14 protein-coding genes are annotated in these 12,834 nt (G+C 71.4%); 6 read left to right on the forward strand and 8 right to left on the reverse strand.

The window, feature by feature from the left end; all coding sequences use genetic code 11:
• Positions 1–8: 8 nt before the first annotated feature.
• Genes EV279_RS13310 through EV279_RS13325 form a run of 4 tightly spaced genes read right to left on the reverse strand, consistent with a single transcriptional unit; the run spans position 9 to position 4,325 of the window.
• Positions 9–1,367 (reverse strand): DUF6716 putative glycosyltransferase, encoded by a 1,359-nt coding sequence (locus EV279_RS13310; protein WP_133544229.1) that lies wholly within the window; start codon positions 1,365–1,367, stop codon positions 9–11.
• The gene (locus EV279_RS13315) at positions 1,364–2,236 is read right to left on the reverse strand and encodes an N-acetylneuraminate synthase family protein (protein ID WP_133544231.1); all 873 of its coding nucleotides are present in this window, start codon (positions 2,234–2,236) and stop codon (positions 1,364–1,366) included. Before EV279_RS13315 ends, EV279_RS13310 begins: the two co-directional genes overlap by 4 nt.
• Positions 2,233–3,423 (reverse strand): acylneuraminate cytidylyltransferase, encoded by a 1,191-nt coding sequence (locus EV279_RS13320; protein WP_133544233.1) that lies wholly within the window; start codon positions 3,421–3,423, stop codon positions 2,233–2,235. Before EV279_RS13320 ends, EV279_RS13315 begins: the two co-directional genes overlap by 4 nt.
• Positions 3,420–4,325, reverse strand: a complete 906-nt coding sequence (locus EV279_RS13325; RefSeq protein WP_133544235.1) for a hypothetical protein — start codon at positions 4,323–4,325, stop codon at positions 3,420–3,422. Before EV279_RS13325 ends, EV279_RS13320 begins: the two co-directional genes overlap by 4 nt.
• Before the next feature lie 195 nt (positions 4,326–4,520).
• Between EV279_RS13325 and EV279_RS13330 the strand changes: the two genes are divergently transcribed.
• The 3 genes from EV279_RS13330 to EV279_RS13340 all read left to right on the forward strand — a co-directional run bounded on the left by EV279_RS13330 (position 4,521) and on the right by EV279_RS13340 (position 6,788).
• Positions 4,521–5,045, forward strand: a complete 525-nt coding sequence (locus tag EV279_RS13330; protein WP_133544237.1) for a hypothetical protein — start codon at positions 4,521–4,523, stop codon at positions 5,043–5,045.
• Positions 5,046–5,266: 221 nt separating this feature from the next.
• On the forward strand, positions 5,267–5,818 hold the full coding sequence (locus EV279_RS13335) for a hypothetical protein (RefSeq protein ID WP_243728566.1): 552 nt from the start codon (positions 5,267–5,269) through the stop codon (positions 5,816–5,818).
• Positions 5,819–5,861: 43 nt separating this feature from the next.
• The gene (locus EV279_RS13340) at positions 5,862–6,788 is read left to right on the forward strand and encodes a 5'-3' exonuclease H3TH domain-containing protein (RefSeq protein ID WP_133544241.1); all 927 of its coding nucleotides are present in this window, start codon (positions 5,862–5,864) and stop codon (positions 6,786–6,788) included.
• Here EV279_RS13340 and EV279_RS13345 read toward each other — a convergent pair.
• The 4 genes from EV279_RS13345 to trpD all read right to left on the reverse strand — a co-directional run bounded on the left by EV279_RS13345 (position 6,778) and on the right by trpD (position 10,096).
• Positions 6,778–7,290, reverse strand: a complete 513-nt coding sequence (locus EV279_RS13345; RefSeq protein WP_133544243.1) for a ClbS/DfsB family four-helix bundle protein — start codon at positions 7,288–7,290, stop codon at positions 6,778–6,780. The genes EV279_RS13340 and EV279_RS13345 overlap by 11 nt on opposite strands.
• Positions 7,291–7,378: 88 nt before the next feature.
• Complete coding sequence (locus tag EV279_RS13350) at positions 7,379–8,380, reverse strand: PHP domain-containing protein (protein ID WP_133544245.1); 1,002 nt, start codon at positions 8,378–8,380, stop codon at positions 7,379–7,381.
• Between the two features lie 34 nt (positions 8,381–8,414).
• Positions 8,415–8,909, reverse strand: coding sequence for an aromatic ring-opening dioxygenase LigA (locus EV279_RS13355; RefSeq protein WP_133544247.1), 495 nt, complete (start codon positions 8,907–8,909; stop codon positions 8,415–8,417).
• Positions 8,910–9,034: 125 nt separating this feature from the next.
• Complete coding sequence (gene trpD, locus EV279_RS13360) at positions 9,035–10,096, reverse strand: anthranilate phosphoribosyltransferase (RefSeq protein ID WP_133544249.1); 1,062 nt, start codon at positions 10,094–10,096, stop codon at positions 9,035–9,037.
• A gap of 166 nt (positions 10,097–10,262) precedes the next feature.
• Here trpD and EV279_RS13365 point away from each other — a divergent pair, with 166 nt between their 5' ends.
• From EV279_RS13365 to EV279_RS13375, 3 genes are read left to right on the forward strand one after another with little or no spacing between them, the layout of a single operon-like run.
• Entirely contained in the window at positions 10,263–10,907 is a 645-nt protein-coding gene (locus tag EV279_RS13365) for a heme-copper oxidase subunit III (RefSeq protein WP_133544251.1), read from the forward strand.
• Positions 10,908–10,926: 19 nt separating this feature from the next.
• Entirely contained in the window at positions 10,927–11,727 is an 801-nt protein-coding gene (locus tag EV279_RS13370; protein ID WP_133544253.1) for a cytochrome c, read from the forward strand.
• Between the two features lie 31 nt (positions 11,728–11,758).
• The gene (locus EV279_RS13375; protein WP_133544255.1) at positions 11,759–12,817 is read left to right on the forward strand and encodes a Rieske 2Fe-2S domain-containing protein; all 1,059 of its coding nucleotides are present in this window, start codon (positions 11,759–11,761) and stop codon (positions 12,815–12,817) included.
• Positions 12,818–12,834 lie beyond the last annotated feature (17 nt).

Consider the following 12,834-nt stretch of genomic DNA (forward strand, 5'->3'; position numbering starts at 1 on the left):
GCTCGGGTCTACGCCGCGCGCGACAGGCGCATGCTCCGCCGCGCGGCGGCCCGCGTTCGCTGCAGCGCCCGCACGGCGCCGCGCACGGGCATCCCGATCGCTCCCGCGACGGCGCCGCCGACCGTCCGGTCGCGGTCGCCCAGCACGAGCTTGCGCTCCCACGCGTCGCGGAGCGCCCCGCCGGTCCGCCGCAGCGGGGGCTTGGCGGCCAGGCGACCCTCCCGGCGGCGCGCGATGAGAGCCGACAGGAGCACGGCCACGTCGTCGTCGGCGGCATCGTGGAAGTAGTTGTCGCGCAGCCACGCGGGCGACGGATGCCGGAACCGCCGCGCAACGACATCCTCCTCGCCTCCGTACAGCCCGCTGCCCTGGAAGACCTCGTTGATGAGCCGGGCGGAGACGCCGAACGTGTCGAGCGCGATGACGGGGATGCCCCGGGCAACCGCCTCGATCGCGGCGGTCGAGCTGACGGTGACGAGCCCCTCGGCGGAGTCGAGGGCCGTCGCCATGGGCGCCGTCGAGAAGACGAGGTTCGCCGGACGGGGACCGAGCGACGCCACGAGGTCGGTCAGGGGGTCGGCTTCGGCGTGCGTCTGATGCTCGCCGGCGCTCGCGCGGAGCTTCAGCACGACGCGGCGCGACGGGTCGGCGCGCGCTGCACGGACGAGGAGCTCGGCGAGCCGCCGGCGGTCGGCGCGATCGCGCGGGACGATCGCCTGCGCGGCGAAGACGAGGTCGGTGCAGGTCCGCGCGCGCCCTGCCGCCGTCGTCGCACCCGGGACAGGCGGATCGGCGAGGACAGGACGATCCGGCCCGAAACCTCCTGCCTCCGGCCGATCGCCTGTCCTGGCCGGCGAGCGCGCCGCGAACGGGAGCCGCGTGAGCGCGAACCGCTGCGAGAGGCCGCGCGATCGGGCGAGGGCGGCGAACTCGCGCACCTCACGCCGCGAATGGAGCACGAACAGGTCGCACTGGGTGCGGTAGACGAGCGACTTCCGCGTCGCCGGGACCGAGATCCCGGGAAGCCCCGACACGAGCACCGGCCGCGGTGCGAGACCCGCCACGAGCCGTGCGACCACCCGCACGAGCGGCCCCCTGGCCGCGATCAGGACCGCGTCGGGAGGCTGCCGGGCGAGGCGCGTCCCGAGTGCCGCGAAGGTCACCCTCATGACGCGCTCCAGCCCGGTTCCCGCGAGCGCCGCGCGCTGCTGCTGCTCGCTCACGACGACGGGCGTGTCGAGGACGAGGAGCTCGACCTCCCAGTCCTCGGGGTCGAGGGCCGCCAGGAGCGCCGCGGCCCACTTGACGTACGAATCCGTGTCGGCGATGCCGACCACCCGGAGCCGCCGCTGCGGCGTGGCCGTCACGCCGGTACGCGCCGCAGCTTCGCCATGGGTGCGAGCTCGCCGGGGAACACGCGCTTGACGCCGTCGCCGAGCGCCGCTTCGATGACGCGGATGTCGCGCACGAGATGCTGCAGCCCGGTCGGCTCGAGCGACGCGGCGTGGTCGGAGCCCCACATCGTGCGGTCCAGCGTGATGTGACGCTCGATCGCGACGGCACCGAGCGCGACCGCCGCGAGCGAGATCTGCAGCCCGCGCTCGTGGCCGGAGTAGCCCACGGGCACACCGGGGTAGCGCTCCCGGAGCACCGGGATGACGCGGAGGTTCGCCTCCTCGGGCTCCATCGGGTACGTCGATGTGGCGTGCATCAGCACGAGCCGGTCGGTGCCGAGCACGTCGATCGCCCGATCGATCTGCTCGATAGTCGACATCCCGGTCGACAGGATGACGGGCTTCCCGGTCTCGCGGAGCGCCTCGAGCAGCTCGACGTCGGTGACGGAGGCGGAGGCGACCTTGTGGGCGACGACGCCGAGGTCTTCGAGGAAGGCGACGCTCGGCGCGTCCCACGGGGACGCGAACCACTCCAGGCCGCGGAGGAGCGCATGGTCGGAGATCTCGATGTACTCGTCCCGGCCGAACTCCACGCGCCGGCGGTAGTCGAGGTACGACATGGTGCCCCACGGCGTCTCGCGCGGAAGATCGCGCATGTGCTCGGGCGTCGCGAGCTCCGGGGTGCGCTTCTGGAACTTGACCGCGTCGGCGCCCGCGTCGGCCGCGAGGTCGATGAGCCGCTTCGCGAGCTCGACGTCTCCGTTGTGGTTCAGGCCGATCTCGGCGATGACGTAGGCGGGGCGGCCGCCTCCGATGACGCGCGTTCCGATCGTGACGGTCACCGTGCGCTCCTGTTCTCTTCGTGGACGGGGGATGCCGTGCGCGCTGCGAGCACGCGGTCGGCGAGCGCGCGGACGGCCCCGTCGCCGCCGGGCCGGTCGACGACGGCGCGTGCGGCCGCCAGGACGAGGGGGTGGGAGCCGGGCACAGCGACGGGCCAGCCGACGAGCTCGAGGCACGCGAGGTCGTTGACGTCGTTGGCGAGGTAGGCGATGCGCGAGAGGGGGACCGCCGCGGCATCCGCCCATGCACGCAGCGCGTCCGCCTTGTCGTCGACGCCCTGGAGCACCTCGACCCGGAGCTTGCGGGCGCGGGCGCCGACCACCGGATTCGTCTCGGTCGAGAGGATGAGCACCGGGACGCCCGCCCTTCGCAGGAGCGAGACGCCCATGCCGTCGGCGCGGCTGACCCGCACGGATTCGCGGCCCTCGTCGTCGACCGCGACGGTGTCGTCGGTGTGGACGCCGTCGAAGTCCGTCACGACGACGTCGACGTCGATCGGCTCGGGCGCGTCGATGAGCGGGGCGAGCGCCTGCGCCTGCTCGAGCTCCGCCACGGTGTCGATCTCGATCGCCGTGCGCTCGGGCACCTCGACGATCCCGATCCGGCCGAAGAAGCGGTGAGCGGATGCCGCGAACCCGGCGGCGTCGACCACGTAGAACGCGCCCGTCTCGAGGTGGTGGGGATCGCGGTCCTGGCGGCGCGGGCGGTGCGCCGCGTCGTGGTTGATCGCAACGGCCTCGAACGCGGCATCCCGAGCCCACAGGAAGCCGTACGTCTCCACGGCCGCGAAGACGCAGTCGAAGCGGTCGGAGCGTACGAGGCGCACGGCTTCGGCCAGGGCGGGGGTGTGGATGAATGGCGAGGTCGCCTGCAGGAAGGCGACGGCCGAGACGTCGACGCCCCGCTCGGCGAGGACGCCGAGGGCGTGCAGCACCGCGCTCTCGGAGCTCGCCGTGTCGCCGGCCATGTCGGCGGGCCGGTCGACGACCTCCGCGCCCCACTCGCGGGCGACCGCGGCGATCTCGGCGTCATCGGTCGAGACGACGATCCGGTCGACGGCTCCGCTCCGGCGGGCGGCGGCGATGGCGCGGGCGACGAGCGGCACTCCCCCGACGCGGCGGAGGTTCTTGCGCGGCACGCCCTTCGACCCGCCGCGGGCCGGGATGATCGCGACCACCTCGCTCACGACGCCACCTCGCTCGTGCGCACAGGTCTCGTGCGGATCGTGAACCGTGCGCCGTGCAGCACGAGCGGGAGCGTCGTGGCGGTGCTCGACGGGAGGGTGAAGATCTCGAGCGGCCCGCGGGCGCCGGCCAGCACGAGCTCGGCGGGGAGACCGGCCGCCCAAACGGTGACAGCGGCGATCTCGTTGACGGCGTCGAGCTGTGCCTTCGGCTCGCGACGGTGCGGCAGATATGTGACGGGACCGGATGCCGCGACCCCGGCCACCCAGCGCAGGTAGTCGCCGAGCGCCATCCGCCCGTCGACGGGCCGGGCGCTGCCCATGAGCACGCGCGGTCCGGGGCCGGAGCCCTTCGGCGCGCCGGCCCGCGTCCATTCGAAGCGGTGGTTCCGGACGGCGACGCCTCGACGCGCGAGCGCTTCGCGCTCGGCGATGTCGAAGGCCGTGAACAGCGTGACACGCCGTGCGGCGGCGATCCGGAGCGTGCGCTCGAGGGCGAACGGCGCGAGCGTCCGAGTCATCCGCCCCTCCTCCACACCCGGGCGCGCGTACGGTCCCGTCCCGACGAGCGCCCGGGCGAACGGCAGCGTGTTCGCGCCGTCGTCGAGGAAGGTGAGCCGCCGGGGGCGGAGCGCCGTGAGCGCCAGGCGGAACTGTCCCGAGAAGCCGTCGCCGATGAGCCAGTGGTCGTGCTGGGCGAGGAGCTTCCACGGGATGCCGAGATACGGCTCCATCGCACCGAACAGCGCGCCGCGCGCGACGAGCTCGTCGGCGGTCTCCGACATCCGGGTCGTGAGGCGGCCCGCGATCGGAACCGCGCGGTCGTGTGCCGACGCCCATTCGGCCGCGCCGATCAGCTGGAGGGGTGACTCCACCCAGGCCAGCACCGTGTCGCGACTGCTCATCTGTCTCCCGGTCGTCGGTTGCGCGCAACCGTCCGATCCACGCTCATGGCCTCGGGTGACCGGGGATCGCACAGGAGGCGACGCCGCGACGGACGACGGATGAACGGTCGGTGCGGCGCGGTTCGGTGCCCACGACGCCGGCCGGTGCTGTGGATAAGTGCGGCGACCCTCAGGCGCCGTGGTTACGGTGGTCGCGTGAAGTTCCGCCTCGTCACGTCGGTCGCAGCGTTCGCGCTCGCGGTCGCCGTGGCGACGGGGTGCTCGCCTCAGCCGGCTCCCGAGCCGACGCCGGCCTTCACGTCGGAGGAGGAGGCGTTCGCCGCGGCCGAGGCCACCTACCGCGCGTACGTCGACGCCCTCAACCAGGTGGATCTCAGCGATCCGGAGACGTTCGAGCCCGTCTACGCCTGGACGACCGGCGAGGCGAACGCCGGCGAGCGCAGGTCACTCAGTCGCATGCACGCGGACGGCTGGGTCGTGTCAGGCGAGACCAAAATCACTGCCATCACGCAGAAGGAGTACAACCCTGATCCGCCCGAGGTTGCTCTCGCGGTGTGCACGGACGTGAGCGGAGTCGACGTACGCGACGCCAGCGGTGCGTCGCAAGTAGGTGCAGATCGCCCAGCCATTCAGTCAGCAGTCGTTGCCCTCGATCGAGCAGAGGGCTCTTCGACCGGCTTCCTGATCTCTAAGGTCGAAGGGTCCGACGCTCCTTGCTAATCGGCACACTCGCCTTGGTGCTCCTGCTGACGGGTGCGCCCACAAGTGGCGGGAACTGCTATAGCGACAGTGCCTGGACGGGTCAATGCTCCGTCGCGAATTCCGGGTCGCAGGTCGACATCGGCGCCTCCACCGGGAGCAGCGGCTCGTCCGGTGGGTCGGGTGGCCAGAACGTCAACTCTCGCGATCGTCCATCCCGGCCTTCCACCCCGCCCGGGCCGGTGGACCCCGCCGTCGACGACGGCTGCGACAGCCCGCTGTGCCGGCCGATCTACTCGGTCGTCGGCCTTCCCGACGTCACGATCGACGACCTGGCCTCTTTCCGCCCGGCCGCGCCGTCGCTGACCGGCGAGCCCGAGGGCTTCGGCGTCGTCGGCATGCCGGCCAACGTGGTCGCCGCGGCATCCGAGCAGCTCATCCCCGGGACGCTCCTGGGCTGGGACGTGACCGTCCGCTTCCGTCCGGCGGGGTTCGTGTTCGAGTACGGCGACGGCTCGACCCAGCGGACCGCCTCGGGCGGCGCCTCGTGGGCGCAGCTCGGCCAGGCGCAGTTCACGCCGACGTCGACGAGCCACGTCTACCGGGAGCGCGGCACCTACCCCGTGAATGTCACCGTGCAGTACTCGGCCGCGGTCGATTTCGGCACCGGCTGGCGCCCCGTGCCGGGATTCGTCTCGTCGACGACCGGCGGGTACGACGTCCGCGTCGTGGAGGTGCGGACCGCCCTCGTCGAGCGGACGTGCCTCGAGAACCCGGGCGGTCCCGGCTGCTGAGCCTCGTCCGAGGCGCGTCGCACCGGCGTGGCAGGATGAGCGCATGCCCGACCGGCTCATGCTCCTCGACAGCGCATCCCTGTACTTCCGCGCCTTCTACGGGGTCCCCGACAGCGTCAAGGCGCCCGACGGCACCCCCGTCAACGCGGTGCGGGGCTTCCTCGACATCATCACGAAACTCGTGACGACCTACCGTCCGACCCACCTCGTCGCGTGCTGGGACGACGACTGGCGCCCGCAGTGGCGTGTCGACCTCATCCCCTCGTACAAGACTCACCGGGTCGCCGAGGTCATCGACGCCGGACCCGACATCGAGGTCGTCCCCGATCCGCTCGAGGCGCAGGTCCCGATCATCCGCGAGACGCTCGCGGCCGTGGGCATCCCGATCGTCGGCGCGACCGAGCACGAGGCCGACGACGTCATCGGCACGCTCGCCACGACGGCCTCCCTCCCGGTCGACATCGTGACGGGCGATCGCGACCTCTTCCAGCTCGTCGACGACGCGCGCGACGTCCGCGTCGTGTATACGGCGCGCGGCATGAGCAACCTCGAGGTGATCACCGACGAGGTCGTCGTCCGCAAGTACGGCGTGCTCCCGAGCCAGTACGCCGACTTCGCCACGATGCGCGGCGACTCCTCCGACGGCCTTCCCGGCGTCGCGGGGATCGGCGAGAAGTCCGCCGCGACCCTTCTCGCAGCGCACGGCGACCTCGCCGGCATCATCGCGGCGGCCGAGGCCGGACAGGGCATGTCCGCCGGCGTCGCGGCCAAGATCACGACAGCCCTCCCCTACCTCGCCGTCGCACCGACGGTCGTGGAGGTCGTGCGCGACCTCGACCTTCCCGATGTCGACTCGCGGCTGCGTCCCCTCGACGAGCGGAGGAAGGCGCATGCCGCGGCCCTCGCGGAGCGCTGGGGCATCGGATCCGCGATGACGCGCATCGTCGAGGCGCTCGCGACTACGGCGTGACGCGAGCCGGCAGGCCGGTCGTGATGGCCCTGCGGGCCCACGCGTAGTGGTTGCCGCCGCACTCGAGGCAGAACTCCCCGAGATGGGAGCCACGCGTCCAGGGGTAGGCCTCGGCGTCGAAGAGCTCCTCGTCGGAGTGGGTCCGCAGCAGCCGCTGCAGCCCCGCGTGCGAGAGATCGAGGCGGTACTCGATGTCGCTGAGAGTCGCGTGCTGATACCTCTCGTGCAGCACGGCGTTGAGGGCGTCCAGCTCGCGCCAGGTGTAGCCGTCGGCGGGAAGCGCCGGAGAGCCGCCGATCATCCCCTCCTCGTACCACCCCTCCAGCAGCAGGTGCCAGGCGAGGAGGTGAGCGAGCACGTCCCGCACGTTCCGGTCCCGGGCATCGCCGGCGAACTCCTCGTCGATCCGGCCGTCGGCCCGCACCCGCTCGACGAGCTCCCTCAGCTGCGCGAACTCCTCGTCGTTACGCCGGATGAGAGCATCCCGCTGCTCGGTCGCCATCCCCGATCCCGCCTTTCGCCACGTCGCGTCGGACACCCCACGGTCCGTCGTTCACGATACGCTCGCGCGCCGACGAGCGCGGGCGGCCTCATCCCCCGCGGCGGAGGCCGGTCCACTCGCGCAGCCGCTCGAGCGGCCATGTCGTCACGATGCGCTCCGCGGGGACGCCCAGGCGCTCGGCGCGCTCGGCCCCGTAATCGATGAGGGAGAGCTGACCCGGCGCGTGCGCGTCGGAGTCGATGGAGAAGAGGCATCCGAGTTCCAGCGCAAGGGCGATCATCTCGTCGGGCGGATCCTGCCGCTCGGGGCGCGAGTTGATCTCGACCGCGACCCCGTGCGCCGCGCAGGCCTCGAACACGGCCTTCGGATCGAACGTCGACTGCGGCCTGGTTCCGCGCGAACCCTCGACAAGCCGGCCCGTGACGTGCCCGAGCACGTCGACGCGCGGGTTCGACACCGCGGCGACGAGGCGCCGGGTCATCGGCGCCCTCTCCATGCGGAGCTTGGAGTGCGCCGACGCCACGACGACGTCGAGCTCGTCGAGCAGGTCGGGCTCCTGATCGAGCTCGCCCGCGTCGAGGATGTCGACCTCGATCCCCCACAGCAGGGTGAAGCCCTCACCGCTCTCGCCGGCCACGACGTCGCGCTGCGCCCGCAGGCGCTCCGGGGACAGGCCGTTCGCGACGCGCAGGCGCGGCGAGTGATCGGTCAGAGCGAGGTACTCATGACCGAGCGCGCGTCCGGCGGCGGCCATGAGCTCGATGGGCGTGAGCCCGTCGGACCACTCGCTGTGGCTGTGCAGGTCTCCTCGCAGGAGCTTCCGCAGCCCCGACTCGCGCTCCACTCCCGCTCGTTCGCGCAGGTCGACGAGGTAGCCGGGCACGCCGCCGTCGAGCGCCTCCTGGATGACCGCGAAGGTCGAGTCGCCGATGCCCTTCCGCCGGCGGAGGGACGCGGCATCCCGGAGCTCCTCGTCGCTCAAGCCGGCGATGGCGTCGGCCGCCGCGCGGAACGCCTTGGACTTGTAGCGGGAGGCCCGCTCCCGCTCCAGGAGCGTCGCGATCTCGGTGAGCGCTTCGAAGGGGTTCACGGCGACCCCTGCCCGCGCCGGGCCGATCCCGCCGTCACGGCGCGGCGGCCAGTGCCGCGCGCTTGACCACGACGGGGGTGTCGGCGAGCCGGCGCAGCGCCCATCCGAAGAGGATCGAGAGGATGCCGACGGCCGCCGCGAACAGACAGACGCCGTACGCGACGACCGAGGTGTAGAGCGATGCGCGGAGGAAGGACGCCTGCATCACGGTGGCCCGCACCGGATCGTCCTGGTCGAGCTCGGCATACGTCTTGCCGCCCGAGGCCTCGAGGGCGTGCCGGTTGATCGTGTCCGCCTGGACGAAGGCGGTGAGGGGCCCGGTCACCTGCTGGCCCTGGAAGGCCACGGCGTCGTCGGGGACCGTGATGTCCTCGGCGACGAGCTGGCTCGTGACGGCGATCCAGGCGACGATCCCGACGACGATCAGGAGGATGCCGCCGAGGATGCCGAGGATCCCGACGGCCTTGACGAGGCCTACCTTCTTGGCGGGCGGCTCGATCGCGTCGGCGGTCGCGGCTGCATCGGTCATGTCGTCCTCCTCGGGGATAGGGCCCTCGACGACACGCTAGCGGCGGCGGCGCGGACCCCGGAAGACCGGCGCACGCGTTCCCGGTGCGGCGGCGGCGCGCGACGGACCGGACGGCCGCGGCGGGTTCAGCCGGCGAGCGATCGCGTGACCGCGACCCACTCGTCGAGCTTCGAGGCCGCCCGGCCGTCGTCGACCGCCGCCGCCGCGTCGTCACGGGCCTCGGCGAGGCGCTCGAGGATCGGACGCTGGACCTGCGCGGCATCCCGGAAGAGGCGGTACGCCACGATTCCCGCCGCGGCGTTCAGGAGGACGATGTCGCGCACGGCGCCCTGGTCTCCCGCGAAGACGCGATGCACGACGGCGGCGTTGTGCGCGGGGTCGCCGCCGAGGAGGTCGTCGATCTCGGCGAGAGGGATGCCGAGATCGCGCGGGTCGAGGTCGTGCTCGTGGATGTCGCCGCGGCTGACCTCCCACAGGCGCGAGTGGCCCGTCGTGGTGAGCTCGTCCAGGCCGTCGTCGCCGCGGAAGACCAGCGCGGTCGCGCCGCGGGTCTGGAAGACGCCCGTGATGAGCGGAACGCGGTCGAGGTGCGCCACCCCCACCGCGTTCGCCTCGGCGCGCGCCGGATTGCACAGCGGCCCCAGGAAGTTGAACACCGTGGGCACGCCCAGCTCCGCGCGCGTGGGTCCCGCGTGGCGGAAGCCGGGGTGGAAGGCCGATGCGAAGGCGAACGTGATGCCGGCGCGGCCGAGCGTCTCGGCCACCGCGTCGGGCGAGAGCGTCAGGTCGATCCCGAGCGCGCTGAGCACGTCGCTCGACCCCGAGGCCGAGCTGGCCGCCCTGTTGCCGTGCTTGACGACGGGGACTCCGGATGCCGCGGCCACGACGGCCGCCATCGTCGAGACGTTCACCGTGCCGAAGCGGTCGCCGCCGGTCCCCACGATGTCGAGCACCGCGGCGTCGACGGGAAGCGGGAGCGCGGCCTCGAGGATGGCGTCGCGGAAGCCGACGATCTCGTCGACGGTCTCGCCCTTCGCGCGCAGCGCGACGAGGAATGCGCCCAGCTGCGACGGCGTGGCCTCGCCCCGCATGATCTTGCGCATCGCCCAGGTCGACTCCGACACGCTGAGGTCGCGCTGGTCGAGAAGCGCCGTCAAGATCTCCGGCCACGTGTACAGCTCCGCCATGAGGCAGAAGCCTAGCCGGGAGCCGGCGACGCACCCGGCGGGCGTCATCGGCGTGCTCATATCGGCCGCACGGCGAATTCGAGGCGTTCTCTTAGGTGCACCTAAGTTCGATCGAGGCCAAAGAGATGCCTCTCAGTGGGATTCTCCCCCCTCGGAGTCAGCCATAATGGGGAACGTGACGACCACGCAAGCGACCTATTCCCAGGCGATGCGGTCCGTCAAGCGGCCCGATCCGGTCGCCGTCGGAACCATCGTGTGGCTCGGCAGCGAGGTGATGTTCTTCGCGGGTCTCTTCGCGATCTACTTCACCCTCCGCAACACGTCTCCTGACCTGTGGGCCGAGCGCACTGTCCTGCTGAACATCCCGTATGCCACCGTGAACACGATCATCCTCGTGCTCTCGTCCGTGACCTGCCAGATGGGCGTGTTCGCGGCGGAGCGCTTCCAGTCCTACCGGACCGGCGGATTCTTCGACGTGCGCAAGTGGGGCATGGTCGAGTGGTTCTACCTGACCTTCATCATGGGCGCGATCTTCGTGTCCGGTCAGGTCTGGGAGTACGCGCAGCTGGTCGCCGAGGGCATGGCGATCAACACCGACTCCTACGCGTCGGCGTTCTATCTGACGACGGGCTTCCACGCCCTCCACGTCACCGGTGGACTCATCGCGTTCCTCCTCGTCATCGGGCGCGCCTACGCCGTGAAGAACTTCGGTCGCAAAGAGATGACGACCTCGATCGTCGTCTCGTACTACTGGCACTTCGTGGACGTCGTGTGGATCGCGCTGTTCCTCGTCATCTACTTCCTGAAATAGAGCGGAGCTGTACCCCGACATGGCACGAGTGACCAAGCGCCGCTCCCCCGGACGCCGCAGCCCCTGGGCCGCGGCCGCCCTCATCGGCATCGGCCTGCTCCTGACCGGAGGCGCGTACGCCGGCGCCTCGGCCGCGATGGCCAGCACCGGCGACACCCAGGTGAAGTCCGCCCTCACGGTCGAAGACGGCAAGAAGCTGTTCCAGGCCAACTGCGCCACGTGCCACGGTCTCGACCTGCAGGGCACCGAGGCCGGCCCCTCGCTGTACGGCGTCGGCGAGCTCTCGGTGGAGTTCCAGGTCGCGACGGGCCGCATGCCGCTGGCGGCGCAGGCGCCCCAGGCCCCGCAGAAGCCCGTGCAGTTCACCGAGGACGAGATCCGCGCCATGGCCGCGTTCGTCCAGGAGATCGCGCCCGGTCCCTCCTACCCCTCCGAGGAGGTCCTCGACGGGCAGGGCGACGTCGCGCGCGGCGCGGAGCTCTTCCGCATCAACTGCGCGATGTGCCACAACGTCGCCGGCGCCGGCGGTGCGCTGACGGAGGGCAAGTACGCGCCCGCCCTGCACGAGACGAGCGCGCTGCACATGTACGCCGCGATGGTCACCGGCCCGCAGAACATGCCGGTCTTCAGCGACCTGAACCTCACGACGGAGGACAAGCGCGACATCATCTCGTCGCTGCTGTTCCAGCAGGAGTCCGTGTCACCCGGCGGCTTCACGCTCGGGTCGCTCGGTCCGGTGTCGGAGGGCCTCTTCATCTGGATCTTCGGCATCGGCACGCTGATCGCGATCACCGTGTGGATCACCGCGAAGTCCAACTGACGTATCACTGACGAGAGCACCAAGGAGAAGCATGGCTCACGAGGACGACCCGCTCGAGCACGAGAGGGCTTCCTGGAAGCCCTCGTCGGGCCTCGCGGTCGCGGTCCCCGACAGGGTGCAGACGCCGGAGCTGGCTCCGCACCGCGAGCGGATGACCGACAAGGACCCGGCCGCCATGAAGCGCGCCGTGCGCACGGTGTACACGCTGTTCTATCTGTCGGTGGCCGCCAGCATCTGGGCGATCGCCGCCTACTTCCTGTTCCCGATCGAGGACGGCTCGCTGGTGAGCATCCGCGACAACAACCTCTTCGTCGGTCTCGGCATCGCGCTCGCGCTGCTGGCCATCGGCATCGCCGCGATCCACTGGACCAAGGCGATCATGTCCGACAAGGAGTTCATCGAGGTCCGGCACGCCACGCGCGGCCGGGACTCGACGCGCGCCGCGGCCGTCAAGGCCTTCGAGGACGCCAACGAGGAGTCCGGCTTCGGTCGCCGGGCGATGATCCGCAACTCCCTCATCGCCGCCCTGGTCGCCTCCGTCCTCCCCGGCGTCACGCTCTTCCGCGGTCTCGCTCCGCAGAACGTCAACCCGGTCGAGGAGCTCAGCCACACGATGTGGGAAGAGGGCATGCGCCTTGCGCGCGACCCCGAAGGCACCCCGATCCGCGCGTCGGAGGTCACCCTCGGCTCGGCGTTCCACGTCATCCCCGAGGCCCTCGCCGACCTCGACCACAGCGAGGGATACCTCGAGGCCAAGGCCAAGGCCATCGTCCTGCTCATGCGCCTCATGCCCGAGGACCTCCCGGCCGATCAGAACAAGCTCGAGTGGTCGTACGACGGGATCGTCGCCTACTCCAAGGTCTGCACGCACGTCGGGTGCCCCGTCGCGCTCTACGAGCAGCAGACCCACCACCTGCTGTGCCCGTGCCACCAGTCGCAGTTCGACGTGTCGCGCAGCGCAGCAGTCATCTTCGGGCCGGCGGCTCGTCCGCTCCCGCAGCTGCCCATCACCGTCGACGATGAGGGCTACCTGGTCGCGCAGAGCGACTTCACCGAACCCGTCGGTCCGAGCTTCTGGGAGCGTCATTGAGTACCGGATCCCACCCC

Source organism: Microbacterium sp. BK668, from assembly GCF_004362195.1.
GTDB lineage: Bacteria > Actinomycetota > Actinomycetes > Actinomycetales > Microbacteriaceae > Microbacterium.